The 26571-nt window shown below is 69.6% G+C and carries 19 protein-coding genes; 8 read left to right on the top strand and 11 right to left on the bottom strand.

Features of this window, described 5'->3' with window-relative positions:
* Positions 1-18: 18 nt before the first annotated feature.
* A complete protein-coding gene (locus ACPOLB_RS25905) occupies positions 19-3444 on the bottom strand; it encodes an AAA family ATPase (RefSeq protein ID WP_425258942.1) in 3426 nt (1141 codons plus the stop codon).
* 633 nt (positions 3445-4077) lie between these two features.
* Here ACPOLB_RS25905 and ACPOLB_RS25910 point away from each other — a divergent pair.
* Positions 4078-4308, top strand: coding sequence for an AlpA family phage regulatory protein (locus ACPOLB_RS25910; protein ID WP_425258943.1), 231 nt, complete (start codon positions 4078-4080; stop codon positions 4306-4308).
* 39 nt (positions 4309-4347) lie between these two features.
* Here the strand turns inward: ACPOLB_RS25910 and ACPOLB_RS25915 are convergent, their stop codons facing one another.
* From ACPOLB_RS25915 to ACPOLB_RS25925, 3 genes are all read right to left on the bottom strand, one after another.
* Complete coding sequence (locus ACPOLB_RS25915; RefSeq protein WP_425258944.1) at positions 4348-4653, bottom strand: hypothetical protein; 306 nt, start codon at positions 4651-4653, stop codon at positions 4348-4350.
* Positions 4654-4706: 53 nt separating this feature from the next.
* Positions 4707-6659 carry a ParB/RepB/Spo0J family partition protein gene (locus ACPOLB_RS25920; protein WP_425258946.1) on the bottom strand — a complete coding sequence of 651 codons (1953 nt, stop codon included), beginning with the start codon at positions 6657-6659 and terminating at the stop codon, positions 4707-4709.
* A 1004-nt stretch (positions 6660-7663) separates the two neighbouring features.
* Positions 7664-8893 carry a nucleotide pyrophosphohydrolase gene (locus ACPOLB_RS25925; protein WP_425258947.1) on the bottom strand — a complete coding sequence of 410 codons (1230 nt, stop codon included), beginning with the start codon at positions 8891-8893 and terminating at the stop codon, positions 7664-7666.
* A 68-nt stretch (positions 8894-8961) separates the two neighbouring features.
* Here ACPOLB_RS25925 and ACPOLB_RS25930 point away from each other — a divergent pair, with 68 nt between their 5' ends.
* A complete protein-coding gene (locus ACPOLB_RS25930; RefSeq protein WP_425258948.1) occupies positions 8962-9471 on the top strand; it encodes a CIA30 family protein in 510 nt (169 codons plus the stop codon).
* A 37-nt stretch (positions 9472-9508) separates the two neighbouring features.
* Here ACPOLB_RS25930 and radC read toward each other — a convergent pair whose 3' ends face one another.
* Positions 9509-10018 carry a RadC family protein gene (radC, locus tag ACPOLB_RS25935; RefSeq protein WP_425258949.1) on the bottom strand — a complete coding sequence of 170 codons (510 nt, stop codon included), beginning with the start codon at positions 10016-10018 and terminating at the stop codon, positions 9509-9511.
* Positions 10019-10488: 470 nt separating this feature from the next.
* Here radC and ACPOLB_RS25940 point away from each other — a divergent pair, with 470 nt between their 5' ends.
* The 4 genes from ACPOLB_RS25940 to ACPOLB_RS25955 all read left to right on the top strand — a co-directional run bounded on the left by ACPOLB_RS25940 (position 10489) and on the right by ACPOLB_RS25955 (position 15499).
* On the top strand, positions 10489-10956 hold the full coding sequence (locus ACPOLB_RS25940; RefSeq protein WP_425258950.1) for a helix-turn-helix domain-containing protein: 468 nt from the start codon (positions 10489-10491) through the stop codon (positions 10954-10956).
* Positions 10953-11528: a PIN domain-containing protein gene (locus tag ACPOLB_RS25945; RefSeq protein WP_425258952.1), complete on the top strand. Its 576-nt coding sequence runs from the start codon at positions 10953-10955 to the stop codon at positions 11526-11528. Before ACPOLB_RS25940 ends, ACPOLB_RS25945 begins: the two co-directional genes overlap by 4 nt.
* Before the next feature lie 93 nt (positions 11529-11621).
* Positions 11622-11816, top strand: coding sequence for a hypothetical protein (locus ACPOLB_RS25950; RefSeq protein WP_425258953.1), 195 nt, complete (start codon positions 11622-11624; stop codon positions 11814-11816).
* A gap of 257 nt (positions 11817-12073) precedes the next feature.
* Positions 12074-15499: an AAA family ATPase gene (locus ACPOLB_RS25955; protein ID WP_425258942.1), complete on the top strand. Its 3426-nt coding sequence runs from the start codon at positions 12074-12076 to the stop codon at positions 15497-15499.
* A gap of 674 nt (positions 15500-16173) precedes the next feature.
* Here ACPOLB_RS25955 and ACPOLB_RS25960 read toward each other — a convergent pair.
* The 3 genes from ACPOLB_RS25960 to ACPOLB_RS25970 form a co-directional block, all read right to left on the bottom strand.
* On the bottom strand, positions 16174-17346 hold the full coding sequence (locus ACPOLB_RS25960) for a tyrosine-type recombinase/integrase (protein ID WP_425258954.1): 1173 nt from the start codon (positions 17344-17346) through the stop codon (positions 16174-16176).
* Positions 17347-17716: 370 nt separating this feature from the next.
* Positions 17717-19876 carry an alpha/beta fold hydrolase gene (locus tag ACPOLB_RS25965; protein WP_425258956.1) on the bottom strand — a complete coding sequence of 720 codons (2160 nt, stop codon included), beginning with the start codon at positions 19874-19876 and terminating at the stop codon, positions 17717-17719.
* Complete coding sequence (locus ACPOLB_RS25970; protein WP_425258957.1) at positions 19873-20559, bottom strand: TetR/AcrR family transcriptional regulator; 687 nt, start codon at positions 20557-20559, stop codon at positions 19873-19875. The genes ACPOLB_RS25965 and ACPOLB_RS25970 overlap by 4 nt, the downstream gene beginning before the upstream one ends.
* 183 nt (positions 20560-20742) lie before the next feature.
* Here ACPOLB_RS25970 and ACPOLB_RS25975 point away from each other — a divergent pair, with 183 nt between their 5' ends.
* Entirely contained in the window at positions 20743-21861 is a 1119-nt protein-coding gene (locus ACPOLB_RS25975; protein ID WP_425258958.1) for an enolase C-terminal domain-like protein, read from the top strand.
* On the opposite strand, the gene ACPOLB_RS25980 is transcribed toward ACPOLB_RS25975, so the two are convergent.
* The 3 genes from ACPOLB_RS25980 to ACPOLB_RS25990 all read right to left on the bottom strand — a co-directional run bounded on the left by ACPOLB_RS25980 (position 21858) and on the right by ACPOLB_RS25990 (position 25539).
* Entirely contained in the window at positions 21858-23441 is a 1584-nt protein-coding gene (locus ACPOLB_RS25980) for an MFS transporter (RefSeq protein WP_425258959.1), read from the bottom strand. The two genes, ACPOLB_RS25975 and ACPOLB_RS25980, sit on opposite strands and share 4 nt — an antisense overlap.
* A 218-nt stretch (positions 23442-23659) precedes the next feature.
* On the bottom strand, positions 23660-24649 hold the full coding sequence (locus tag ACPOLB_RS25985; RefSeq protein ID WP_425258961.1) for a Bug family tripartite tricarboxylate transporter substrate binding protein: 990 nt from the start codon (positions 24647-24649) through the stop codon (positions 23660-23662).
* Complete coding sequence (locus tag ACPOLB_RS25990) at positions 24646-25539, bottom strand: N-formylglutamate amidohydrolase (RefSeq protein WP_425258962.1); 894 nt, start codon at positions 25537-25539, stop codon at positions 24646-24648. The genes ACPOLB_RS25985 and ACPOLB_RS25990 overlap by 4 nt, the downstream gene beginning before the upstream one ends.
* Before the next feature lie 34 nt (positions 25540-25573).
* Here ACPOLB_RS25990 and ACPOLB_RS25995 point away from each other — a divergent pair, with 34 nt between their 5' ends.
* On the top strand, positions 25574-26539 hold the full coding sequence (locus ACPOLB_RS25995; protein ID WP_425258963.1) for a LysR substrate-binding domain-containing protein: 966 nt from the start codon (positions 25574-25576) through the stop codon (positions 26537-26539).
* Positions 26540-26571: the final 32 nt, after the last annotated feature.

Consider the following 26571-nt stretch of genomic DNA (forward strand, 5'->3'; position numbering starts at 1 on the left):
GGCTCAGGCGCCGCTGGCTCAGCGATCCCCCGTAGCCTGCCGCTCGGCCAGCGCTTCGACCACGTCGCGGTGCCAGGGGATGGTGTTGCGCACCCGGTCCCTGACCACCGGGTCGCTGAAGCCGTTCAGGCGCTGCTCCAGTTCAGCGCTCGCCAGTGCCAGCTGGCCGGCGGCGGCGGGGTGGCGGGCACGGTGCAGCACGCGCCAGGCGGCCAGGCGGGCCGCAAGCCCGAAGTCGGCCGTGTCCAGGGCGTTGACAGCATTCAGAAACGGCAGTTCGGCCAGCACGGCCTGCAGGCCGGCGTCACCGTCTCCGGCCCGGCCCGATGCCGCCGTGGCGTCGGCCAGCCGCAGCCGCACCGCACGGGCGCCGGTCTCGTCGGCCCGCGCGAGCAGGGCCGCGGCGGTGTCTTGCCAGAGCGCCACCGCAGCGTCCGCCCGGCCATCCCGCCACAGGGCCTCGGCCTGCACGGCTCGGCACTCTAGGGCGCTCACCGTGTCCTTCATCGTGCTGAAGCTGTCGCCGCTCGCCTGGGCCTCGCGCTCTGCCGCGTCCCATTGCTGCGCCTGCAATTGCAGCCGTGCGCGCAGCCAGCTGGCAGCGGTGGCCTGGTATGCCAGGCCAAACTCGGCGGCGCGACGTCCCATCTCGTCAATGTGGATGGCAGCCGCGGGCAGATCGGCGCACAACAGGGCCCACTCTGCCATGCTGTCACGGCACTGGCACTCGAGCCTGGGTGCCTGCAGGCGGACTGCTGCTTCCAGGGCCCGACTCAGCACTCCGTCCTGAGCCGTGTGGTTGTTCGTGACACTGTGCAGTTCGCTCTCGATCAACAACATCTGAGGTTCGTAGACACCGTCTTCGCTGCTCAACATGCGCTCCCGCGCCAAAACAGCCCAGTACGATGCGGACGCCAATTCGCGGCGCGCCACGTCCAACTCGCGACGTTCGATGGCCATCCAGGCCAGGTTGCCTCTGCACAAGGCGGCCGGGCGCGCCGCATCGATGCGCTCTGCCAGTTCGGCGCCCCGGCGCGCTGCTGCCTCTGCCAACTCCAGCCTTCCCGTGCGGTAGGCGAGCAGGCTCTGCCCGCACAGCGCCAGTGCCACCCACGGGGGTTCGTCCTGTGCTTCGCACCAAGCTAGCTCGTGTTCGAGGGCCTTTGCCTGCTCATCCCGCATCCCGAGGTTGTCATAGACCCGGCTTCTTCGGGCCAGCAGCTTGTGCCGCAGCTTTGGCGGTGCCGGCTCGGCAGCCAGTGCCAGCTGGGCCTCGGCCAAGTTCAGGTAGTGCAACGAAGTCTTGTAGGCGTGGCGAAGGACCACGGACTCCGACGCGCGCTCGAACCAGCTCGCCGCCTGCACATGCTCCCCCGCCCGCGCATGGTGTTCGCCCGTGATCGCCAGGTACTCGTCGCTGCGGTCACCCGCCCGCTGCGTCAGCCAGGCGGCGGCGCGGGCATGCGCTGCGCGCTTGTGCGGCTTGAGCACGGTGTCGTAGCTCACCTGGTGCAGCAGGTGGTGCTGGAAGGCCTGTTCGTCGGTGTCGTCGAAGGCGCTGGTGGGCCGCTGCTGCACCAGCGCCTTGCGCTGCAGCGCGGGCAGCGCGTGCGGGCCGCGCGCGTCCAGCGCCTGCAAGGCATCGTCCCAGAACACCGGGCCGATGACGCTGGCCATCTGCAGCGCGTTGAGCGCTGCGGGGTCCAGCGCATCCAGGCGCGCCTGCAGCACGCCGGTTAGCGTGGTGGGCAGCCGCTTGGCGTCCAGGCGGTCGGCGTGAAAGCGCCAGTCCCCCAGGCCCTGGGTGGCGCCGTCGTTGGGGGTGATCACGCCCTGGTCCAGCAGCATGCCCACCAGTTCTTCGGCGTAGAAGGGGTTGCCCTCGGCACGGCGCTGGATCAGCTCGGCCAGTTCCAGGGGCACCGGGTCCAGCCGCGCCAGCAACGAGCGGGCCAGCGCGCTGGTCTGCGGCGCGTCCAGCGGCTGCAGCGCTAGGCGTTCGTGCGCGGGCAGGCCGTCGCCCCAGCCGGGCACGCGCTCCAGCAGCGCCGGGCGCGCGCACAGCAAGGCCAGGAGCGGGCCGCGAGCGGCTTGCAGCAGGGCCGCCAGCGCATCCAGCGAGGCGTCGTCGGCCCATTGCAGGTCGTCCAGCAACAGCACCACCGGCGAGCCGTCGCTGGCCGCCAGGCGCTCAAGCCACAGGCGCAGCGCCGTGAGGCCCCGGTCGCGCAGCAGCCGGCTGTCGCCGCCCAGGCGCCGCAAGGCGGTGGAGGCCGAGAAGTCCAGCCCGATGAGATGACCCAGCAGTTCGGGCCCGGGGTCATTGGGCTGGACCAACCACGGTGCAAGACCTTCGACGAGCTTGCTGCGGGCGACGTCGGCGCTGTCGCTGTCGGCGATCTCCAGCCGCCTTGACAGCAGGTCGCGCAGCAGGCCGTAGGGCTGCAGCGCGCCCGAGGGCTGGCTGCGCGCGGGCATCAGCCACCAGGTGGAAGGGTGCGCCGAGAGGATGTGCTGGAACTCCTGCAGCAGCCGGCTCTTGCCCAGCCCGGCGTCGGCGACCAGCGTCAGGGTGTGCGGCGTGCGGCGGGTCAGCACGGCGTCGAGCACCGCCTCGAAGCGGGCCAGTTCGGCCTGGCGGCCGACCAGCGGTGTCTCCTGGCCCTGCACACCCCGCGCGTGAAGCCGGAAGGCGCGGGGCTTGGCCCCGAGCACCAGCCAGCTGGCGATGGGCGCCTCCACGCCCTTCACGGCCAGCGGCGGCTGCACCCGGGCATCGAACAGGCCGCGCACCAGGGCCCAGGTGTCCTGGCTGATGCGCAGCGTGCCGGCTGACGTGGTCTGCTCCAGCCGCGCGGCGATGTTGACGGCCAGACCGCTCAGGCTCTTGTCGTTCTCGACGCCGCCGCCGCGAACCACCGCGCCGGTGTGTATGCCCACGCGGGCGTTGAAGCCGTCGTGGCCGTGCATGCGCAGCACGTCGTCGCCGCGCCGGGCAGCCTCGGCCAGCAGGGCCAGGCCGCAGTGCACGGCGCGCTCGGCGTCGTCTTCGCGCGTGCCGGCCGTGTCATGTGCGCCGAACGAGGCCTTCATGCTGTCGCCGGCATAGCGCAGCACCTGGCCGCCGTGGTGCGTGACGATGTCGGCGAAGGCCGCCAGTGCGCTGTCGATCACCGCCTGCACTTCTTCCGGATCCAGCCGCTGGATGAGCTGCGTGCTGCCGACGATATCCAGGAACAGCACGCTGACCTGGCGCAGGCGGCGCGCGGGCTCGGTCGGCACCGGCTGTGCGGCGGGCGCGGGCTGCGCGTCGAGCACTGCCAGGCGCTCGAGCAGGGGAGCCAGCGCCGCGTCCACCAGCGCATCGCCGAGTGCCGGGCGGTGCGATTGCAGTTCAGCGATGGCGGCTTCCAGGGCGGGGCGGGGATCGAGGGGCACAGGCATCGCGGCAGTTTAGGGGCGGCCTGTACGGGTGGCGCTTGCCCGGGGCACCGGTGGGAGAGGCGGCCATCCGCTTCGGGCCTGCTCTTGCGGCCGCCCATCGAAGGCGGCTGTACTTTGAAACCGGTCGTCGGCAAGGCACATTTCTGGCAGATCGGATGACTGGAAATGGCCGGGACGAGCCAAAGCGGAGCGCAAGTTGGCCGCCGTAAACCGGTCATCCAGGGCTGACCCGCAGGAAAAAGTCTGAGCGGATCACCAAGGGCCGGTTATGGCCGTGTCGAACCGAAGTGAAGCTCAGATTCTTCGCCTGAAACCTGCCGCTCGCGAGCGGTTCGTGCCGGGATCTTCGAGGTCATGGCGAAGGACGGCTCCTGGCCGGGTCCGGGTGCCCATGAAAGACTGCTTCGCCGACGCCCAACCCGCAAGTGGCCGGTCCGGACGTCGGTCAGCCTTGGAGAAACTCGAACTTCCGGTTTGGGTCGCGAGTCGCCAGCCGTGCTTCAGACAAATGCGCCCGGTGTGTGCGGTGCAGCAGTCCATCAACCATCCGACACTTTTCGGGCCAAAGTCATCGCGGCTGAGCGCACCTGCAGCGCCTAAAGTTCTCCTCCGACGCAGCCAAGGAGCCGCCTGATGAGCCAGACGCAGACCGATTCCAAACCGCCCGCCGCCGACGTGCAGCCCGCCGCGTTCGTCCGCATGGCTGCCGTCGTGCGCATGACCGGCCTCGGCCGGTCCACGATCTACCGGCTGATGGCCGAGCACAAGTTCCCGTCGCCGGTGCGACTGGCCAAGCGCGCTGTCGCGTGGCGCCGCATCGACCTCGAGCAGTGGAGCGCCGGTCGCCCCACGGTGTCGCACTGACACCCTCGCCGCGATAGAACCCCTCGCAAGCGTTCCAGCCTACGCCGGCATCGACAGCTTCATCACGGCGCCGATCAACAACATCGCTCCCAGCACCTTGCCCCAGCGCCAGGTGGTGAACCAGTAGCGGTGATTGAACCACAGCGCGCGGTGCAGGCGCCCGAGCCCAATCAGCACGGCCAGCGTTGTGACGAACGGGCCGACCAGGCCAGCAGGACCCGGCACATGTCGGATCAGCAGCACCCACACCAACGGCCAAATGACCGCGTCGACGGCCGCGAGCAAGCGCCGGCCAGGCCAGTCCGGCGCGTCCGGCCGAGGTTCGCGAGCCACCAGCAGCCACATGGATCCTCCGATCCGGATCACGCGGGCAGGTTCACTCCGCCCGGGTGATCCGTTCAGTCCGGCAATCGACGCAGCGGCACGGGAAGCCAGCGCGTGCCGGCCAGCCGCGATGCCGCCACCTGCACCAGGGCATCCTTCTTCATCGCCTCGACACCTCCACCGGCCAGCCCTGGCCCGGCCTCCTTCAGCACCGCGACGATCTGCGCCTTGGGCACATGGTTCAGGTACGCCTCGGCGGTCGGCTCCCACCAATCGGCCATGTCCAGGCCGAGCGCCGCCGCGATGGCGTTGGCGCTGCCCGCCGCACCCGCACCCGGCAGCGCGTTCACCGTCAATGCGCCGCACAGCGCGAGCAGGTCGATCAGCTCGGCCTGGGGCAGGCCGATCAGCCAGCCGAACCAATCGCCCTGCTGCGCAGGCAAGCGCGCACGCCAACCCTCCTTCGCTTGCTGAACCGCCTGCCACGCCCGGCCGGTCTTGAGGTCGTCGGCAGCCGCTTCCAGCACGCTCCCCGACAGCTGCGGCGTCACCTGCAACGCCGACGCTCTACGCGGGTCGTCTGCGCCGAAGGTGCGCAGCACGAAGACATGCACCACCGAGGCCAGGGCCACCGCCGTGTTCTGTGCCAGCATCGCCTGCAGCGCCATCGTCCGGTGCGCGGCGAGCCGCTTGGTCAGCGCCTCGCTGCACCCCGGCGTGCGGCGTTCCGCTGCCATCGACATCAACGGCGCACCTTCATCGTCGCCTGCGTCGCCGGGATCGCGATGCTCCTTCGCGCCCTTCGCGGCCTTCGCGCCCTTCTCGCGCACAGCAGCAGCGACGGCCTTGCGATCCTCGTCGCGCACCAGCCCGCGCATCACCTCGACATCCCCGTCGCGGCCGATGGTGACGATGACGCCAGCATGGACCTGCTGCTCCGGCATCCAGGTCTTGAGTGCCTCGTGGATGGCCTTGCGCCGTGCCGCGATGTCCTGCTCTTCGAGGTCGATCATCTCGGCTTCGTTGGGCGACCACTCAGGCGCATCGTCCAGTGCCTGCGCCTGCTGCTCCAGTTCGGCAGCGCGCCGGTCCAGCGCATCGAGTTCCTGCTGCTCGGCAGCCGTGGGCTGGCGGCTGGCGTGCTCGCAACGCGCGAACTGCCGCAAGGCCTGGGAGTCCACGCTCAGCCGCGCCTCGACCCACTTCCAGCCTTCCTCACGCACGGTGGCAGCCAGCGCCCCCAGTTTCTCCGTCGCCAGCCGCTCCAGCAACGCCGGGTCCGACAGGAAGCGGCTCTGCACGTCGTCGAACAGGTCGCGCCGCACGACGCCGCCCGCCACCTCGTAGGCCTCGATGCCGACGAAGCGCACCAGCGCACTGCCAGCAGCCTCGACCTCGCCGGCAGTCAGCCGCCGCCGCAGCGCGGCCGGCGTCCTGTCCCAGGGCTGCGCGTCGAACCAGGTGCGCTCCTGCACAGAGTGGTCGTCGCTGAGCGTGAGCGCCATCAGCTGGTCCAGGTTGATGCCGTCCTCGCGGTACAGCGCCAGCAGCTTCGGCGACAACGCCGACAGCTTCAAGCGTCGCTGCACTGTCAGTACCGACACGCCGAAGCGCGCAGCCACGTCCTCGACACCCTGGCCCTCGTCGATCAGCGCCTTGAAGGCCTCGAACTCGTCGGCCGGGTGCATGGCCTCGCGCCCGCTGTTCTCGGCGAGGCTGACCTCCAGCGCGCGTTCGGGTGGCACCAGCTCACACAGCACCTCGTGGTCCTTCGGCAGGCAACCGCGCTGCTGCAGGAGCAGCAGCGCGCGACGACGCCGCTCACCCGCTGCGACCGCAAACTTCAGCTTGCGCGACTTGCCCCGACCGACCTCCTGCTCGGTGACCACCAGGTTGTGCAGCAGGCCCTGCGCCTCGATCAGTGCCGCCAGTTCCTCGACCTGTCCGACCGCGTGGCGCCGGACATTGAACCGCGACGGCACCAGGCTGGCCAGCGGCACCGAGAGCAACTCCTTCGTGTGTTCCATGATGATGAACTCCCGACGTTGATGACACTTCCGCGACCGCTTCTCGCCGACCCATCACGGCGGCACGCCGGGCCAGGGACAGGCCCAGGTCTCGAACGGAGAAGCAACGCTTCTTGAACGGCGCTTTGCCCACCCGCTGCGTTCAAGCTCGACCTGCATCAACACCTCGCCTGCCTTCCGGTTCTCAAAACCGCCTGCCCGGTTTTCCGAGGGAGCCGCTTCCTGGTCTGGAAGGGCTGTTGATCCCTCGGCGTTGGGTTGAGCGGACTGCTGCCCCGCATTCGTCGGTCGCCGTGCGGGACCGACAGCGCCGCGGACCAGCGCGGGCGCAAGGGCACCGTGGAGTCCCCCTCGCTTGTTCGACGGGGGCGCGTGGGGGGAGCGCGGTGGGACGACTGGCGCACGGGCTGCCCCTCCCCACGGGCGGCGCAGCGTCGCGGCCGATGTGCCAGCTCGCCTGGCGCAGCGGTTGCAGCGCAGCCGACCGAACGATCACGAGCAGCGGCGCCTCTGCGGCCGACGGGACACCAAGAGAGCCGCAGGCGAACGACTGGCGCGGCGGTCGAGCCGCTGATCGCTGGCTTGCAGCAGCGCAGCCGCTGCGGGCACTTCACTGCACCCGGTCTTCAGCGGCCCGGCTCCGGGCCTGGCGGATGCCCGGGCTGGCGTTCGGGACGCGCGAGCACCGAGCGCAGCGACCTGCGAGCGCGGCCCGATCGCCAAGCGGGCGTCGGTCATGCGCAGCATGACGGACGAAGAAGTCCGCGATCCCCGGGGCACGGGAAAGGGCCGCCGCGTGTCTCAGCCGGCTCGGCCGGCCTGACCGTGTTGCGTCAGGGACGGAAGCCCGTCAGGGGCGAGACGCCGGTACCCCGGTGGCTCGACGCGCAGCGCGACAGCCCGGCCCCGCGCCAGCGGGGAGATGCCCAGGCCCAACGAGACCTGGCATCAACAACGCCACCGCACGCGCCACCACAACCCGCAGCATCAGCCGCACCAGCAACTCAAACCTGGGAAACAGTGGACCCGGCCGCAGCATCAAACCTTGGATACGACGCGCCCTTCACCGAATCCACCTTGACCACGCCTTCCTCGATCAGCCGTCCCAACGCCACTTCCACCGCTTGCTCGGTAGCCCCGACCCCCAGGAACGACTTCAGCGAGCGCCACAGCGACGCCGGCTTGGTCGGCCGCTTGTCGGCCATCTTCCGCAGGCTGTCCGTCAGCTTCTTGAGGGTGGCCGCAGAGTCCGGCACCAGGACTGCGGACTTGGCTGCCACTCCATTCACGACAGCTGGCGACACCACAGCTGCACCCTTGCCAGCAGGCGCAGGCGCCTTGGCTGCCACCTTCTTCGCCGGTGCTGACCCCTTGGCAGGCGCCGCCTTCTTCGCCGGCACCGCACTCGCGGCCACCTTCTTGGCCGCCGGCTTCTTTGCCTCTGCGCGCTTCGCCGCCGCCTTCTTCTCAGCAACCTTCTTCGCTGGCGCCTTCTTGGCGGCCACCTTCTTCGCCGCGGCCTTCTTCGCGGGTGGTTTCACCTCGCCATGCGGCTGCCGGCGCACCACGAACCCCATCGCCTTCGCGTGCTCCAGCATGGGCTCATAGCCCTTGTCGTTGGCGACCACGACCATCTTCGAGTCGGGGTTCCGCGACGCGATGTAGCCCATGTAGAAGGAGAGATGGAAGTCGAGCGCGTTCTTGCCGCTCTTGCTGATCGGCACGGCCGTGGCACTGGTCCCGAACGACGCGAAACGCTTCTCGACCTCCCGCTGGTGCGGCCCATGAAACACCCACACCTGGTCCGCATCCGGGACCAGAGCCCGCAGCTCCGCATCGCTCGGCTGGACGTTCTCGTAGTCCAGCAGCACGTGCGTACCGGACACCGATGCACGCGTCGGCGACACCCGCGCGATCGCCCGCTTCGCCGGGTACTTGACCGCGTTCTTCAACAGCTTGTCCCGCACCGCCTGCGACACATCGATCTGGCAGTGATCCGCCACCTGCAGCAGGTAGAGCAGCACATCCGCGACCTCCTCGCCGATGCGGTGCTTGGCTCCGGCATCCTCGTGCGCAGTCCGAGACTCCTCAGGCGTCTGCCACTGGAAGATCTCCGCCAGCTCGGCCGCCTCGACCATCAAGGCCGTGGTCAGGTTCTTGGGCGTGTGAAACGGCTGCCATTCCCGCTCCGCCGCGAAGTGCCGCAACTCAGCCTGCAGTTCACCAAGGTTCATCCCTGTCTCCCTTCTTCAGGCGCATCTTGCCAGCCAAGGTGGCGGCCCCAACGCCGCAGAATCGCACCATGACTGACCCGGACACGATATGGCTGCTGTTCGACTTCGATAACCCTGGCGCAGTCGCCGAATGGGGATCCATTGACGACCGCGTGATGGGCGGCGTCTCCAGCAGCCGACTGAGGCACGACCTGGCCGGCCATGCGATCTTCGAAGGCAACGTCTCGCTCGATCGCAATGGTGGCTTCGCGTCGATCCGCTCAACGCCCGCCGACCGAGGAAAACTTGGCGCGCAGACCTGCTTCATCGAGGCCCGCACCACTGGCAAGCGCTACAAGCTCAACCTGCTGACCGACGATGCCTTCGACAGCATCAACTACCAGGCCACAATTGCCCCGAGCGCTACTTGGCAGACGCTGCACATTCCCCTGTCCACCTTCCGCTCCACCTTCCGAGGCCGTGAGGTCCCTGGCGCACCGGCACTCGACCCTGCCCGCATCCGCCAGGTCGGCCTCATGATCGCCGACCGCCAGGCCGGCGCCTTCGCGCTCGAGGTCCGGCGCATCGGCCTGGCCTGACCGGAAAGAAGCGCCGCACGGCGGCGCCTGCGCCGAGCTACACGAGCCCGCGCTCCGCGAACGAGCACACGTCGGCGCCGGCCACCACCAGGTGATCGAGCACGCGCACGTCAACCAGCGCCAGCGCCGTCTTCAGCGTCTGCGTCAGGAACTCGTCCGCGCGACTCGGCTCCACGGAGCCCGACGGATGGTTGTGCGCCAGGATCACTGCCGCCGCATTCACCGACAGCGCCTCCTTGACCACCTCGCGCGGGTACACCGAGGTCTGCGTCACCGTGCCGCGGAACATCTGCTTCAGCGCGATGATGCGGTGCTGCGCATCCAGGAACAGCACGCAGAACACCTCGTGCTCCAGCGCACCGATCTCCAGGCGCAGATGGTCCTTCACCGCCTGCGGCGATGACATCGTGGCACCGCGCCGCACCCGGTGCGACAGCACGCGCCGCGCCTGCGACAGCACCTCCTCGGCACGCGCAGGACGGTACTGACCATCGGCATCGCGCACCAGCAGCGCATCGACAACGGAAGAAGTGGACGAAGACGACATGGCGAACTCCGGTCTGTGTCGGGCGGGATTGCCCGAGACCGGAGCACCACGGCGCAGCGCAGCCGTCAGGGTTCGAAGACGGCCGCAGGCCGCAAGCGCTCGCCCCGCGAGCGCGCAGACCTTGACGGCGAGAACGACGTGGTAGCGTGGGTCGTCACGGCAAGCCCAACCACGCACGCCACCGATCAGTGCTTCGGATCGTCGGCTTTGCAAACGCGGTGCGGCAACAGTGCCGCGCCGGCTACCGGTCAGTTCGCATCGGCCTCGTCGACTCGTCGGACGAAGCGGTCCTGGGCCCATTCGGCGGCGTCTCCGACCGAGGACATGACCCGGCACGGGAACTCCCGCTCGATCGCAAGGTGCCGCGCGGCTGAAGCCCTACGTGCGAGTGCAGCCGTTTCGTTTGTTGCGATTTTCGTTTGTTTCGTTTATAGTCTCGACGCATCCCGATGGATCCACCGGAGCCTGACATGACCACCACCGCCCAGACCAAGATGACGCTTCCCGTAGAACGGGAAGTGCAGGCTGCCGTCCAGGGCCAGCGCGCCTTGGCCGCTGTGCTGGCCACCCGGCTTGAGACCCAGCACATTCAGATCTTCGACGACAGGAACCAGGCTCACCAGGTCGAGTTGCCGACCTCCGCGCTTCGCCTGCTCCTCGACATCCTGGCCGAACTGGCCGAGGGCAACGCCGTCAAGGTGGTACCCGTGCACGCCGAACTGACGACGCAGGAGGCAGCGGACATGCTCAACGTCTCCCGGCCGCACCTGGTCAAGCTCCTCGAGGAAGGCGGGCTGCCCTTCCACAAGACAGGCAAGCACCGCCGTGTGCGTTTCGCCGACCTGATGCAGTTCAAGGCGCACCGCGAACAGGCCAGCGAGGACGCGATGGCGCAGTTGGCCAAGCAGGCCCAGGAACTGGGCATGGGCTACGAATGAGGCAGTCGCAGTTCACGGCCGTCTACGACGCCTGTGTCCTGTATCCCGCGCCACTTCGGGACTTCCTGATGTGGCTCGGGCTCTCGGGTCGCTTCCGTGCGCGCTGGAGCCCGCAGATCCATGACGAGTGGAAACGCAACCTGCTGGCCAACCGGCCCGATCTCACCCGCGACCAACTCGACCGCACGTCCGGGTTGATGGACCTGGCCATCCCGGACGGGCTGGTCACCGGCCATGAGTCACTCATCGCTGGCCTGACCCTGCCGGACGCCGACGATCGCCATGTCCTGGCCGCCGCGATCCGATGCAACGCCAGCGTGATCGTCACGTTCAACGAGAAGGACTTCCCGGCGACCGCCCTCGCGCCCTATGGCGTCGAGGCACAGCATCCCGACCTCTTCGTCGACAACCTGTTCGATCTCGATCAGGCGGCCGTCGTTGCCGCAGCCCAGCGCCAGCGCGCCCAGCTGAGGAATCCGCCACTGGACGTCGACCGCTACCTGGAAGTGCTGCTTCGGCAGGGCCTCGTGCAGACCGTCAAGGCGCTGGGGACCTACCGGGCGATCCTGTGAGACTCGAACGAGTTCTTGGTCCGCTCCAGGCCGCAACCGCTTGTCGACAGCGCATCTCGTCACCCGAGCGACCCCGCGACCAGAAGGAAGGCCATGCAAACCGAGGAAGTCGTCTCGCTCGCAACGATTGCCACTCTGGCGCCCGACGACGCCCTGCAGGCCATCGCGCAACTTGTCGACTACTCGTGCACTCGACCCGTGGTCGTGTCCGTCGCTTCGGACCTTGGTACTGCAGGCGCCTTGTCGTGGCTTCCAGGCAAACAGGCCAGACGATTCAAGCGCCCCTGAACGATGGCAGCCGATCCTGGACGCTCGAACGTCGCTGATGTGCTGAGCTGCTGACGCCCGACACTTCACGCCTTCAGGCTGTGGCCGGCCATTTCCAGTCATCCGATCTGCCAGGAATGTGCCTTGCCGACGACCGGTTTCAAAGTACAGCCGCCTTCGATGGGCGGCCGCAAGAGCAGGCCCGAAGCGGATGGCCGCCTCTCCCACCGGTGCCCCGGGCAAGCGCCACCCGTACAGGCCGCCCCTAAACTGCCGCGATGCCTGTGCCCCTCGATCCCCGCCCCGCCCTGGAAGCCGCCATCGCTGAACTGCAATCGCACCGCCCGGCACTCGGCGATGCGCTGGTGGACGCGGCGCTGGCTCCCCTGCTCGAGCGCCTGGCAGTGCTCGACGCGCAGCCCGCGCCCGCCGCACAGCCGGTGCCGACCGAGCCCGCGCGCCGCCTGCGCCAGGTCAGCGTGCTGTTCCTGGATATCGTCGGCAGCACGCAGCTCATCCAGCGGCTGGATCCGGAAGAAGTGCAGGCGGTGATCGACAGCGCACTGGCGGCCTTCGCCGACATCGTCACGCACCACGGCGGCCAGGTGCTGCGCTATGCCGGCGACAGCATGAAGGCCTCGTTCGGCGCACATGACACGGCCGGCACGCGCGAAGACGACGCCGAGCGCGCCGTGCACTGCGGCCTGGCCCTGCTGGCCGAGGCTGCCCGGCGCGGCGACGACGTGCTGCGCATGCACGGCCACGACGGCTTCAACGCCCGCGTGGGCATACACACCGGCGCGGTGGTTCGCGGCGGCGGCGTCGAGAACGACAAGAGCCTGAGCGGTCTGGCCGTCAACATCGCCGCGCGGCTGGAGCAGACCACGTCAGCCGGCACGCTGCGCATCAGCCAGGACACCTGGGCCCTGGTGCGCGGCCTGTTCGATGCCCGGGTGCAGCCGCCGCTGGCCGTGAAGGGCGTGGAGGCGCCCATCGCCAGCTGGCTGGTGCTCGGGGCCAAGCCCCGCGCCTTCCGGCTTCACGCGCGGGGTGTGCAGGGCCAGGAGACACCGCTGGTCGGCCGCCAGGCCGAACTGGCCCGCTTCGAGGCGGTGCTCGACGCCGTGCTGACCCGCCGCACGCCGCACACCCTGACGCTGGTCGCCGACGCCGGGCTGGGCAAGAGCCGGCTGCTGCAGGAGTTCCAGCACATCCTCTCGGCGCACCCTTCCACCTGGTGGCTGATGCCCGCGCGCAGCCAGCCCTCGGGCGCGCTGCAGCCCTACGGCCTGCTGCGCGACCTGCTGTCAAGGCGGCTGGAGATCGCCGACAGCGACAGCGCCGACGTCGCCCGCAGCAAGCTCGTCGAAGGTCTTGCACCGTGGTTGGTCCAGCCCAATGACCCCGGGCCCGAACTGCTGGGTCATCTCATCGGGCTGGACTTCTCGGCCTCCACCGCCTTGCGGCGCCTGGGCGGCGACAGCCGGCTGCTGCGCGACCGGGGCCTCACGGCGCTGCGCCTGTGGCTTGAGCGCCTGGCGGCCAGCGACGGCTCGCCGGTGGTGCTGTTGCTGGACGACCTGCAATGGGCCGACGACGCCTCGCTGGATGCGCTGGCGGCCCTGCTGCAAGCCGCTCGCGGCCCGCTCCTGGCCTTGCTGTGCGCGCGCCCGGCGCTGCTGGAGCGCGTGCCCGGCTGGGGCGACGGCCTGCCCGCGCACGAACGCCTAGCGCTGCAGCCGCTGGACGCGCCGCAGACCAGCGCGCTGGCCCGCTCGTTGCTGGCGCGGCTGGACCCGGTGCCCCTGGAACTGGCCGAGCTGATCCAGCGCCGTGCCGAGGGCAACCCCTTCTACGCCGAAGAACTGGTGGGCATGCTGCTGGACCAGGGCGTGATCACCCCCAACGACGGCGCCACCCAGGGCCTGGGGGACTGGCGCTTTCACGCCGACCGCCTGGACGCCAAGCGGCTGCCCACCACGCTAACCGGCGTGCTGCAGGCGCGCCTGGATGCGCTGGACCCCGCAGCGCTCAACGCGCTGCAGATGGCCAGCGTCATCGGCCCGGTGTTCTGGGACGATGCCTTGCAGGCGCTGGACGCGCGCGGCCCGCACGCGCTGCCCGCGCTGCAGCGCAAGGCGCTGGTGCAGCAGCGGCCCACCAGCGCCTTCGACGACACCGACGAACAGGCCTTCCAGCACCACCTGCTGCACCAGGTGAGCTACGACACCGTGCTCAAGCCGCACAAGCGCGCAGCGCATGCCCGCGCCGCCGCCTGGCTGACGCAGCGGGCGGGTGACCGCAGCGACGAGTACCTGGCGATCACGGGCGAACACCATGCGCGGGCGGGGGAGCATGTGCAGGCGGCGAGCTGGTTCGAGCGCGCGTCGGAGTCCGTGGTCCTTCGCCACGCCTACAAGACTTCGTTGCACTACCTGAACTTGGCCGAGGCCCAGCTGGCACTGGCTGCCGAGCCGGCACCGCCAAAGCTGCGGCACAAGCTGCTGGCCCGAAGAAGCCGGGTCTATGACAACCTCGGGATGCGGGATGAGCAGGCAAAGGCCCTCGAACACGAGCTAGCTTGGTGCGAAGCACAGGACGAACCCCCGTGGGTGGCACTGGCGCTGTGCGGGCAGAGCCTGCTCGCCTACCGCACGGGAAGGCTGGAGTTGGCAGAGGCAGCAGCGCGCCGGGGCGCCGAACTGGCAGAGCGCATCGATGCGGCGCGCCCGGCCGCCTTGTGCAGAGGCAACCTGGCCTGGATGGCCATCGAACGTCGCGAGTTGGACGTGGCGCGCCGCGAATTGGCGTCCGCATCGTACTGGGCTGTTTTGGCGCGGGAGCGCATGTTGAGCAGCGAAGACGGTGTCTACGAACCTCAGATGTTGTTGATCGAGAGCGAACTGCACAGTGTCACGAACAACCACACGGCTCAGGACGGAGTGCTGAGTCGGGCCCTGGAAGCAGCAGTCCGCCTGCAGGCACCCAGGCTCGAGTGCCAGTGCCGTGACAGCATGGCAGAGTGGGCCCTGTTGTGCGCCGATCTGCCCGCGGCTGCCATCCACATTGACGAGATGGGACGTCGCGCCGCCGAGTTTGGCCTGGCATACCAGGCCACCGCTGCCAGCTGGCTGCGCGCACGGCTGCAATTGCAGGCGCAGCAATGGGACGCGGCAGAGCGCGAGGCCCAGGCGAGCGGCGACAGCTTCAGCACGATGAAGGACACGGTGAGCGCCCTAGAGTGCCGAGCCGTGCAGGCCGAGGCCCTGTGGCGGGATGGCCGGGCGGACGCTGCGGTGGCGCTCTGGCAAGACACCGCCGCGGCCCTGCTCGCGCGGGCCGACGAGACCGGCGCCCGTGCGGTGCGGCTGCGGCTGGCCGACGCCACGGCGGCATCGGGCCGGGCCGGAGACGGTGACGCCGGCCTGCAGGCCGTGCTGGCCGAACTGCCGTTTCTGAATGCTGTCAACGCCCTGGACACGGCCGACTTCGGGCTTGCGGCCCGCCTGGCCGCCTGGCGCGTGCTGCACCGTGCCCGCCACCCCGCCGCCGCCGGCCAGCTGGCACTGGCGAGCGCTGAACTGGAGCAGCGCCTGAACGGCTTCAGCGACCCGGTGGTCAGGGACCGGGTGCGCAACACCATCCCCTGGCACCGCGACGTGGTCGAAGCGCTGGCCGAGCGGCAGGCTACGGGGGATCGCTGAGCCAGCGGCGCCTGAGCCGGGCGTGCGGGCCCAGCTCCGAGTCCGCCCCTGCGTTACAGCATGCGCTGCAGCGGCGACGGCAGCATGACGCTCGTGCGGACCGCGGCCGCGCCCGCCGCAATGCCGGCGATGACCCCTGCTGCTCGCCATCGGACAGAGCCATCATGGCCGGGCCAAGCAGCGTCACCAGGCCGGTGATCGCCACCTGCGTCTGACCGCTGGCGACGTCCCTGACTTTCTCCGCGGCGTCGGCGAAGGTCGAGTTCCAGGGTAGACCGGTCGCTCGCTGAGACACCCGCCGTCGGCTCCTTTGGGTCGGGAGTGCCCCGTCGAGCCGAGGACGAGCGGTCCTTCGACCTCGGCCCGATGCGGTTTGTCATTGGTTGAAGGGTCTGCGCCCTGGGCACCACCGCGTCGCCCGCAACGTCAGCGGTACCTCTGAAAGCGGCCGGATGAGGCGCCACCCGGTGCGAGCCCGAACGACTGCAAGGTGTCGGAGACCGTGAGTTCAAGGGCTGGCGGCGACCGTCAGCAACCGCTGCACTGCAGATGGTCGCGGCAATCTGGCAATCACGTCGGAATGCGCTGGCCGTTCGGTCGCGCAGCAGGCCTGTTTGGCGTGATGTCGCGGTAGCAACCAGCGAAGTGGGTACGACGCAGGAGCGCCGCGACCCTCACAGCGCGAGCCGTGCCAGTGCTCCGGCGGCAACATCGCTGCGCAAGTGCCCGTAGTGCCGCTCGATCATGGCCACGCTGGTTCCTGAGATCTGGGCGACGGTCAGCAGGTCCAGGCCATCGTGCACCAGGTCGCTGATGACGCTGTGCCTCAGCGTGTATGCCGTTGTTCCATCGGGAAGGCCAGCCTCCTTCACGGCTTCCTTGACGGGCCATTTCCAGGCGTCCTTGTTCCATGCCTTGCCGTCGGCGCGGGAGAGGAGCGGGGCGGTAGGCAGCTTGCCCTTGGCGGCAGCTTCGAAGAGTTCTGCGGTCACCTCGGGCAGCTTGATGCGCCGGTCCTTCCCGCTCTTGTCCTGGCCGATCTTGAGCACCTTAAGCCGCTTGTCGAAATCGCCTGCTTTCAGCTTTGCCAGCGCGCCCGGCCGCAGCGGAAGTTGGCACAGCCCGCGAAGGAATGCCGCGAGGTCTGCTGGCGACTTCTCGATGAACTTCAGGCGCTGTGCGCGGTCGAGGTAAAGCTCCCTTCGTTGGTCGGCGTTCTTGATGGGTCGGAGCTTGCTGCGCCATGCGTAGTCAGTGGTGAGCAGGCCGTCCAGGTAGGCCAGGTTCAGCGCGGCCCGGAAGCAAGTCATGTCGCGGTTCAGGGTGCTGTCGGACCTTTGCTTGCCGCGATTTCCTCCGCTGCGCGTAGGCAGATCCCTGAGCGACTTGCGCCATGCCTCAAGCTGGGCCGGCGTTAGCTTCGGCAGTTCGGTCGCCGCCAGCTTCGTGTTGTTCAAGACATAGTTCTTGAATCGCGCCTCGGCGTCCTTCGCGGCCCGCTCGGTCTTGGTTGCCGTCAGATGGCGAACGTATCGAGAACAGGCGTCTGCCACGGTCGATGCCACCGCTGTGCCGCCGCGCCCGAGGTGGTCGAACCACGCCAGCGCCGCTTTCGTGGCCGCATCGAAGCGAAGGTGGTCGGGCAGGTCCGCGAACTCACCGCGCGGCTTGAAGAGCTGCTTCGTCCCGTCGTCCTCATCTCGGGCGCGTGCCATCCACGTGCCGTGCCCTGACACGGTCATTTTCCGGTAGCCGATGAAGCATCCCTTGCGAACGCGCTGCCAGTACGACTCCCGACGCGGCTTCAGCTTGTCGCGCGACGCGACCGTGTCGATCCGGACTGCCATGCTGCCGCCACTCCACCCAAGTACGAAAAAAGTACGAGAAACCAGGATGGATTTTAGGAGCGCTTTTGGAACGACTGCGAGGCCGTTTACCTATGAAAACTCGATCCCAGGACGTTCCAGAAAGTCCCGTTTTCCCACCTTGACATGGTGGGGGTCGTTGGTTCGAGTCCAATCGCGCCTACCAAACACGGTAGAAGAAACCAAGCACCTGGCGGAGACGCCAGGTGCTTTTTTCTTGCCGGTACGTCAACGGCGCCCGGTGTCCGTGGCGCTGGCTGCGCACCGGATGCGCCGCGCGCCGCGCGCCGTGCACCGTGCACCGCGCGCCGTGCACCGTGCACCGTTCGGGGTGCCGCACGGGCGCCGGGGTTCAGCGCACCCAGTGCCGGTTCTCCAGCACGTCGGCGATGCGTCGTGCCGCGCGCACTGCGCCGTCGGTTTCCACCGGCCGGTAGCGCACCGGGGCGTGCATCTGCGCCAGTGCCCGCCGCGCCAGCGTGGGCGCATCGGTCTCGGCATAGTCCACCGAGTTGTCGGCGTCGTAGTTGAACAGGCGCCGGCGCACGTGCACGCACTGCTCGAAGTGGTTGCGCAGCGGGAAGCTGAGGAAGGGCCGCCTGGTGGCCACCAGTTCCATGGTCGTGGACAGCCCGCCCTGCACCAGCGCCAGGTCGCTGCAGGCCAGGTGCTCGAACAGGTTGTGCACGTACGGCCGCACCTCCAGCCCGTCCGCCTGCGGAAAGTCGCCCGCGGCCAGGCGCGGTCCGGCCACCATCACCATGCGCAGCCCGGGTTCTTCACGCTTCATCAGGGGGAAGGCCTGGGCGATGCGCTGCAGCAGCGCCTTGCCGACGCCCGTGCCCCCGACCGCCGCGACGACGATGCGTTCGTCGGGCCGGTAGCCGTGGCGTGCGCGCAGCCGTTCGGTGTCGGCCAGGGTCTGCGGGTCGAAGGGGAGCGCGTAGCCGCAATAGCAGAAGTTGCGGTCGGTCCAGTCGCGGATGCCGGGCAGGCCGGGACCGAAGGTCTGCTCGGGCACGTCGTCCCGGTTGCCGATGAAGATGGCGGCGTCGCGCACGCCCGGGTAGCGTCCCACGTGCTCGATGTCGTCGGCATTGCGGTCGGCGCACAGGAAGGCCTCGCGCTCGTCGGCCGGGTCCATCGGCAGGCAGCCGACGAAGTCGGTCAGGAAGACGAAGGGCTGGCGCTTGAGCTCGGGGTTCTCGTGGTACTGGTAGTCCACGTCCCAGGCTTCGTCGCCGATGACGATGTCGTAGTGCTCGGCCTCCATCAGGTCGAAGAACACCAGCGCATTGCGCGCCATCACCTCGTCCATCGTGCGCAGCGCGAAGAAGGCAGAGAGGTCGTGCTCGCCGGCCAGGCGCTCGAAGTGGCGGCTCTCGTTGGCCAGCCGGGCGCACAGCGGGTGCACGGACTCGCCCTCGCGTTCCAGGTAGGTGGCCGCAGGGTGGGTGGTGAACCAGTCGATCTTCAGGTCGGGCTGCAGCAGCCGCAGCGCGCGTGCGATGGCCAGGTCGCGCTGCGCATGGCCCAGGCCGATGGGGCTGCAGATGAACAGCGCGCGGCGCGGGCGCGCCATGGCGCGTGTCCAGGTGCGGCGCGCCGGTGCGCCGGCCACGAAGTCGCGCACGGCCCGCCCGAAGAGCACGGGGTCGCGCACCGCCGTGACGTGGCCCCCCGCGGCGATGGTCAGCAGCCGGGCGCCCGGCACGAGGTCGTGGATCTCCTGGCCGCGCGGGTAGAGCACGCGCTTGTCCTTGTCGCCGTGGATGACCAGCGTGGGGCAGCGCACGCGCTGCGCTGCGTCGCGCACGTCGTTGTTGAGCCAGCCCCGGTAGCACCAGGTCAGCACCGCGCTGCTGGTGGCCCAGCCGAAGCGCACGCCGTCCTCGTAGGGCTTGGTCGAGTGCGGTTCGTTGAAGATCTGCTGCATGAAGCCGTCGACGTAGCCGGGCCAGTCCTGCGCCATGCAGGCGAACTCGGCCTCGACCCGCGCGGCCAGCGCGGCATCGCTCACCATCGACTGCGCGAAGCCGCCCGCCGTGATGACGTGGCTGACGCGTCCGGGCTGCTCGGCCGCCGTGCGCAGCACGGTCATCGCCGCGGCCGAGATGCCCACCAGCGCGGCACGGTCGGCGCCTGCCGCGTCCAGCACGGCCTGGAAGTCGCCCACGTACAGGTCCAGCGCGTAGTGCTGCTGGCCCTGCGGCCGGTCGGAGCGGCCATTGCCGCGCGGGTCCATGGTGATGACGCGGAAGTGCTGCGACAGCCAGGGCACGACGGCCTTGAGCATCTCGGCGTGGACGATCTGGAACGGCGGCGCAAAGGCCAGGAAGGGGCCGTCGGTGCCCCAGACGCCGTACCAGATCCGCACGCCGTCGCGGTCGACGAAACCCTGGTGCGCCGGTTCGATGGTGTCGTACGGCACCTCGTCGGCGGGCGCGAGCCTGCCGCCCTCCGGCAGGCCACCGGCAATGCGGTCGAACCGCTCTGGCCACTGCGCGCTCATGGCTTGCTCCTGGCAGGTCGGGCCCTGCGCGCCGGCTTGGGCGCCGGCGCCGCCACCCGGGCGTCCAGCGTGCGCAGCAGGGCTTCGATGGCGTCGAGGGTGGCGTCGTGCCGCGCCGTCTCTCCGCGGGCACCGATCAGCTGCGAGAACTCCATGCCCAGCCAGAACTCGGACAGCAGCGTCGCGATCGCCTCCGCACTGAAGGCGGGCGGCAGGTCGACCTGGTAGGCCAGCATCGCCTCGCGCACACCGTCCAGCACCAGTTGCTTCCAGGCCTGGATGCGCGGCAGGAACTGCGCGCGCAGTTCGGCGTTGGCCAGGCTGGCCGCCCACAGCTCGGCCTGCACGCGCACGAAGCCAGAGGCCAGGTCGCTCTCGTAGAAGCGGCGCGCGCGCGCCCACTTGTCGGCGAATCCGCCGGGTGCGCCATAGAGCTGCTGCTGCCGCTGCAGCAACTGGCGGTTGGCCTCGTCCAGCACGGCGATCACGAGGCGGTCCTTGCCTCCGAAGTAATAGCTGATGAGCGCGTGGTTGACCCCGGCATCCCGGGCGATGTCGCGCACGTTCAGGCTGGCGTATCCACGCGCGGCAAGGCGCTGGAAGGCGGCTTCGAGGATGCGGCGGCGCGTGTCGGGTCCGGCGTCGTGCGTCGACACGCCGGTGTCGGTGGTCGGATGCATCATGCTGATTATCCGAGTGGTTTATCCAATCGGATAACTGTGGCACCGTGGTGTGCGCGTGTCAATCGGGCCCGGGCCCGGGCCCGGGCCCGGGCCCGGCCCTGCAGGCCGGACCGCGTTGCCCAAGCCCCTGGTGCGCGCCTAGACTTCGGGACCGCACGCGCGACTTGCCGAAAGGGGCGCTGGATGGAACAGCTCGTCATCACCGATGTCCGGGCCAGGGCCGTGGTGGCGCCCCTGCGGCGTCCGATCCGGACGGCCTCCGGCAGCATCGAGGCATCGCCGCTGGTGCTGCTCGACGTCGAGACGGAGCAAGGCGTCACGGGGCGGGCCTACCTGTTTGCCTACACGCCGGTCGCACTGTCGCCGCTGCTGGCCCTGGCAGCACAACTGGGCCCGATGCTGCGGGGACAGTCCGTGGTCCCGCTGGTGCTGCAGGAGCGGTTCGAGCGCCAGTTCCGCCTGCTGGGTCTGCAGGGCCTGCTCGGCATGGTGGTCTCGGGGCTGGACATGGCGTTCTGGGACGCCCTCGGCAAGGCGGCGGGCCGTCCGGTGGCTGCGCTGCTCGGCGGCGAGCCTCGGCCGGTGCGCGCCTACGACAGCTGGGGCCTCGTCGATCCGGCCAAGGACGCGGCGGCGCTGGTGCGCAGCCTGGAACTCGGCTTTCGCGGCATCAAGATCAAGCTGGGCGGCGGATCGCTGGAGCAGGATCTGGCCACCGTGCGCGAGGTGCGGAGCATCGTCGGTGACGGCACCGCGCTGATGGTGGACTACAACCAGAGCCTCACGCCCGCCGAGGCGACGCGGCGCGCAAGGGCGCTCGAGCCGTTCGGGCTGGAGTGGTTGGAGGAGCCCGTGGCCGCGGAGGATCTCCGTGGCCACGCGCAGGTGCGCGCGCGCGCGGCCGTTCCGATACAGACCGGCGAGAACTGGTGGTTCCCGCGCGATGCCGAGAGGGCGCTCACCGCCGGCGCCTGCGACCGCATGATGCCCGACCTGATGAAGATCGGCGGCATCACGGGCTGGCTCAGCGTGATGGGCCTGGCACGCGCGGCCTCGATGCCCGTGTCCAGCCACCTGTTCATCGAAGCCAGTGCGCATGTGCTGGCAGTGACCCCGACATGCGACTGGCTGGAGCACATGGACTTCGGCTCGGCCGTGCTGGCCCATCCCTGCCGCCTGGTCGACGGGTGCGTGACCGCGCAGGGTCCCGGCCTGGGCATCGCGTGGGACGAGGCGGCAGTGGCGCGCCACGAGGTGGCGGGCGGCCGCGTCCCGGGCCTTCCAGCGCCGTCGCGTCCCTAGGGCCTGCCGGCCAGCGCGTCCTGGATCTCCTCGAGCTTGAAGCCGCGCGTCTCGACGCCGCTGCGCGCCAGCATCAGCGCCGCGGCCGCCATCGGCAGCGCCAGCACCAGGGCCGACAGCACGAAGTTGTCGAAGAAGCCGAGCACCGCCAAGCCGGCGCCGAGAATCCCGCCGAACTTGGAGCTGGCGGCGACGACGCCGGATCCGGTGCCGCGCAAGTGAACGGGGTAGATCTCGGCAGCGTACGGAATCAGCATGGCGATCACGCCGCTCACGCTGACGAGCAACAGCACCGTCGCGCCCAGGACCCACCCGGGCGACGGCGTTCCGATCGCGGCCAGGGCGCCGAACAGCACGAGCGAGACCGCGGACAGCGCGGTGAACAGCGCCAGCGACCTGACGCTGCTCCACCGGTCGTACAGCGCGATGACCAAGGCGATCGCCGGAATGCCGTAGAACGCGGACTTCGCCAGCAGGGCGCTGGACGTGGTGGGGTCCACGCCCAGCAGCTTCAGGTTGGACGGCAGCCACAGCAGGAAGCCGAAGTTCACCAGGCCCCAGCCGGTGCCGCAGGCCAGCAGTGCCAGCGTGATGGAGGCCTGGCGTCCATGCAGCAGCTGGCGCACCGTCGAGACGGGGTGCCGTTCGTCGATGCCTTGCGGGCCCGGATGCGCGGGACTGTCAGGCTCCAGAGGCCGCGACGTGCCGGCGAAGCGCCGGAGCGTCGCCAGCGCCTCCGCGCGTCGCCCGCTGGCCGCCAGGAAACGGGGCGACTCGGGGATGTAGCGGTTGAGGAAGATGATCAGCGCGCCGGTCGGCAGCCCCAGCAGCCAGAGCATGCGCCAGCCATACAGTGGCTCCAGCCAAGCCGCGGCGCCGGAAGCCAGCAGGTAGCCCGCCGACGTGCCGATGCCGCCCAGGGCCACCAGCAGCCATCCCCGGTGCCGGGCAGGCACCGTCTCGGCCAGCAGGGTGAAGGTGATGGGCAGCAGACCACCCGCCGATGCGCCCATCAGGAAGCACATCGCGAGGTTCCAGCCGAAGCTGGGCATCGCCCCGCAGATGGCGGTGCCGATGAACATCAGCGCCGACAGCAGGATCGCCGCCCGGCGGCCCAGCCGGTCGGCGATGCGGCCCCACAGCACCGAGCCCACGGTGGTGCCGGTCAGTGCCACCAGCGCCAGCCACCCGGCCTGCGAGCGGGCGATCTCGTACTCGCGGCTCACGCCGGGCATGACGAAGCCCAGCGTCGCGGGCTTCATGACATCGACGGCCAGCGTGACCACGAGGACGATCACCAGCTTCCAGTGCTCGCGCTGCAGCGGTGCGCTGTCGGCGACGTGAAAGTTCAGGGCGCCGCCCTGCTCGGCGACAGCAGGCAGTCTGGGAACGAGTCCGCGCCAGGCCAGCAGCAGTCCCAGCGGGATCAGCAGCATGCCGACCCACATCTCCGGCGTCATCTCCATGCCCACCATCTGCCAGCCCGTGGCGCGGCCCATCAGGAACATGGGCAGGTGCGAGAACACGCCGACCGTGATGAGCACGGTGCCGAACCAGAAGGGAATCGGTCGATGGAACATGCGGCGGGCAGGCAGTGGGACGAGCCGCGGATTGTCCGGCAAGTGCCGGCGCACGGCGTCGGCGCCGCAGGCGACCCGAACGCAGCCACGGTTCATGGACGGCAGGCGCCGGACGGCACGCCGCGCCGGCGGCATGCACCGGTCCGGGCGCCGTACGTGCACCCGCCGGGGCCGCCTCGGCCGATGCGCGGCCGCTCTCGAACCCGGCGACCCGCCGCCTACAGGACGATCTTGTTCGTCCGCACGACGTCCTTGAAGAACTGGATGCGCTGGCTGATCTCCTGCCGGTACTGCGCGGGGGTGAGGGGTTCCGGCACGATGGCTCCCCGCTGCTCCCAGGCCGCCCTGGTCGCCGGGTCGGCCAGCACGGTGCGCATCGCTGCGTACAGCCGAAGGATGACGGGTTCCGGCGTGCGTGCGGGCGCTGCCAGACCGGTCCAGGAGGTCAGGTTGAGATCCGGCAGCTTCAGCTCGTCGAACGTCGGGACCGATGGCAACAGGGCAACGCGCTGCGGGGCGGCGACCGCCAGCGCACGCAGCTTGCCGTTGGCGATGTTGGGCAGGTTGGAGGTCAGGTTGTTCCAGGTCACGTGCACCAGCCCGCCCAACAGGTCGGTCAGCGCCGGGCCTGCTCCCTTGTAAGGCACGTGGGTGAGGTCCAGGCCGAGCTTCGCGTTGAGAAGCTCCATGCTCAGGTGTGCCACCGAGCCGTTGCCCGAACTTGCGTAGTTCCACTTGCCCGGATGGGCCTTCGCGTACGTGACGAACTCGGCGAAGTCGCGCACGGGCAGGCCGGCGTTGATCAGCAGCACGTTGGCCAGCCGATCGATCAGCGTCACGGGTGCAAAGTCGGTCTCGGCGTTGTAGGGAAGGTTGGGCATGACCGCCGGGCCCACCACGTGGGTGGATTGCGAGGTCACCACGAGGGTGTAGCCGTCGGCCGGCGCGCGGGCGACCATGGCGCTGCCGATGGCGCCACCGGCGCCGGCGCGGTTCTCGACGACCACCGTCTGCCCGAGCACCTTGCCCAGCCGGTCGGCGACGGCGCGGGCCGAGATGTCCACGGCGCCGCCCGGCGCGAACGGCACGACGAGCGTGATCGGCCGATGGGGATAGCCCTGTGCGTGCGCCCAGCGGGGCAGCGTCGCGGCGCCGAGCAGGCCGCCGCCCGCGACGAGGGCCTGCCGGCGGTTGATCGGGTACGTCATGAAGCGTCCTTCAGGGGAGTGGAGCGAGAGGAGACGTCCGTCCTGGCGCGGACGAACCGGGCGACCTGCTGCAGCACCAGGTCGATGTCCTGGCGCATGCGCTCGAAGCGGGCACTGGGCTCCCGCGTGGTCTCGTCGAGATACAGCTGGCGGTTCAACTCGACCTGCAGGCTCTCGCACCCCTGTTCGGGCCGCCCGTGCACACGCAGCAGGTCCTGCCCCGTGTACGGATCGTTGACCGCCACCGTGTAGCCGAGGGACTCGAAGGCCTCGGCCAGGCAGCGCGTGAACGCCGCCGAGCAGCTGACCCCGCGCAGATCGCCCAGCACCACGTCGGCCAGCGGCCTGTCGCTGGCGAGTCCCAGGCGCTCGTAGGCGTTGCTGGGCATCGAGTGCAGGTTCAGGTGCCACACCCGACCGTGCCGGGTGCGGGTCGCGTCGATGAGCGTGCGCAGCGCCGCGCGGTAGGGGCGCCAGCAGCGTTCGATGCGGCTTCGGACCTCGTCCACCCCCAGCCGGCGTGCATAGATGGGTGCGAGCGTCGTCGTCTTGCTGTAGATCAGGCCGTTGCCCAGGCGCGTGGCGCGGTCCGACGGACAAAGTTCCCCCGGCCATGGTGCGTCGAGCAGCGCCGCCTCGATGTCGGTGCAGGCCCGGTTGGCATCGATGTAGCTGCGCGGAAAGTGCGCATGCAGCAGGGCGCCCCCCACGCCGGGCACGCCGCTCCACAGGGCATCGACGAGCGTGTCCTCGCACCGACGCAGGTCGGCGAGGTCCACCGCATGGCCGAAGTCGTCCGGATACGCGGTGCCGCTGTGCGGCGAGTCGCAGACCAGGGCGATGGGCGTGGCTGCAGGCGGGTCGATGGACAGGGGAGGGGGGACGTTCACGCAGGTCGGCCGGTGCAATCGATGCCGCAGCGTAGTGACGGCCGCACCCGCTCGCCAGCGACAAATGCGTCGCTTGCGTTGCCATAATGTCATCGACATGAAGATGCAATCAGGCTCGATGGTCGAACTGCATGCCTTCCTGGGCGTCTGCAGGACGGGGTCGATGCGCAGCGCCGCGGAGCGGCTGTGCGTGACGCAGGCAGCGGTGAGCCGGGCCGTCGCCCGGCTCGAGAAGCACCTGGGCTATGCCTTGTTCGAGCGGCGCGCCCAGGGCGTGCTGCCCACGGCGCGCGCACTCGAATTGCGCCAGCGCATCGAACACAGCGTCGATGCCATCGAACAGGCCTTTGCGGTGCTGCGTCACAGGTCGCACAAGGCGCAGCGCTTCCTGCGCTTGCGCGCGGTCGCGAGCCTCGGCACGCGCTGGCTGATGCCGAGGCTCGGCCAGTTCCAGGCCCGCCACCCCGACATCACCATCGAACTGAAGCAATCGCGCCGCGAAGAGACCTCCTGGGTCGAAGACGTCGACGTGTGGATCGAGATCCGGCGCCCGGGCCGGCCGTGGCCACGCGACATCAGCGCACGCTACCTGCTGGGCCGGGAGATCACGCCGGTGTGCACGCAGGCCATGGCCCAACGGCTGCGGACTCCCGCCGGCGTGCTGCGGGAGTCGCTGCTCCACCACACCAACTTTCCGGGCAACTGGGCACTCTGGCTCGACGCGGCCGGGGTGCCCAGCGACAAGGTCAGGCTGGGTGGCGGCTTCGATCTCGCCAGCAACATGATCGTTGCCGCCAGCTCCGGCATGGGCGTGGCCGTGGTGCAGACCTGTCTGGTGGAGCGCGAACTCGCGACGGGCGAGCTCGTGCGACCGTTCACACTGACGGCCTCCACGGGGCGCGGCTACTACGTCTGCACCCGCAAGTCCGTCACACCCGACAGTCCTGCCGCGCTCTTCCGGGCCTGGATCCATGACATCGCCAGGAGCGACCCGGCCTGACCGGACCCCGGTACCTGGGCGACGGACGGCAC

The sequence above is a fragment of the Rubrivivax soli genome, from assembly GCF_049810355.1.
In the GTDB taxonomy this organism is placed as follows: Bacteria; Pseudomonadota; Gammaproteobacteria; order Burkholderiales; family Burkholderiaceae_C; genus Rubrivivax.

Excerpts from the sequence above, each read along its gene's own strand:
- ACPOLB_RS25905 (WP_425258942.1), bottom strand. The coding sequence starts at position 3,444 with ATGCCTGTGCCCCTCGATCCCCGCCCCGCCCTGGAAGCCGCCATCGCT.
- ACPOLB_RS25910 (WP_425258943.1), top strand. The coding sequence starts at position 4,078 with ATGAGCCAGACGCAGACCGATTCCAAACCGCCCGCCGCCGACGTGCAG.
- ACPOLB_RS25915 (WP_425258944.1), bottom strand. The coding sequence starts at position 4,653 with ATGTGGCTGCTGGTGGCTCGCGAACCTCGGCCGGACGCGCCGGACTGG.
- ACPOLB_RS25920 (WP_425258946.1), bottom strand. The coding sequence starts at position 6,659 with ATGGAACACACGAAGGAGTTGCTCTCGGTGCCGCTGGCCAGCCTGGTG.
- ACPOLB_RS25925 (WP_425258947.1), bottom strand. The coding sequence starts at position 8,893 with ATGAACCTTGGTGAACTGCAGGCTGAGTTGCGGCACTTCGCGGCGGAG.
- ACPOLB_RS25930 (WP_425258948.1), top strand. The coding sequence starts at position 8,962 with ATGACTGACCCGGACACGATATGGCTGCTGTTCGACTTCGATAACCCT.
- radC (WP_425258949.1), bottom strand. The coding sequence starts at position 10,018 with ATGTCGTCTTCGTCCACTTCTTCCGTTGTCGATGCGCTGCTGGTGCGC.
- ACPOLB_RS25940 (WP_425258950.1), top strand. The coding sequence starts at position 10,489 with ATGACCACCACCGCCCAGACCAAGATGACGCTTCCCGTAGAACGGGAA.
- ACPOLB_RS25945 (WP_425258952.1), top strand. The coding sequence starts at position 10,953 with ATGAGGCAGTCGCAGTTCACGGCCGTCTACGACGCCTGTGTCCTGTAT.
- ACPOLB_RS25950 (WP_425258953.1), top strand. The coding sequence starts at position 11,622 with ATGCAAACCGAGGAAGTCGTCTCGCTCGCAACGATTGCCACTCTGGCG.
- ACPOLB_RS25955 (WP_425258942.1), top strand. The coding sequence starts at position 12,074 with ATGCCTGTGCCCCTCGATCCCCGCCCCGCCCTGGAAGCCGCCATCGCT.
- ACPOLB_RS25960 (WP_425258954.1), bottom strand. The coding sequence starts at position 17,346 with ATGGCAGTCCGGATCGACACGGTCGCGTCGCGCGACAAGCTGAAGCCG.
- ACPOLB_RS25965 (WP_425258956.1), bottom strand. The coding sequence starts at position 19,876 with ATGAGCGCGCAGTGGCCAGAGCGGTTCGACCGCATTGCCGGTGGCCTG.
- ACPOLB_RS25970 (WP_425258957.1), bottom strand. The coding sequence starts at position 20,559 with ATGATGCATCCGACCACCGACACCGGCGTGTCGACGCACGACGCCGGA.
- ACPOLB_RS25975 (WP_425258958.1), top strand. The coding sequence starts at position 20,743 with ATGGAACAGCTCGTCATCACCGATGTCCGGGCCAGGGCCGTGGTGGCG.
- ACPOLB_RS25980 (WP_425258959.1), bottom strand. The coding sequence starts at position 23,441 with ATGTTCCATCGACCGATTCCCTTCTGGTTCGGCACCGTGCTCATCACG.
- ACPOLB_RS25985 (WP_425258961.1), bottom strand. The coding sequence starts at position 24,649 with ATGACGTACCCGATCAACCGCCGGCAGGCCCTCGTCGCGGGCGGCGGC.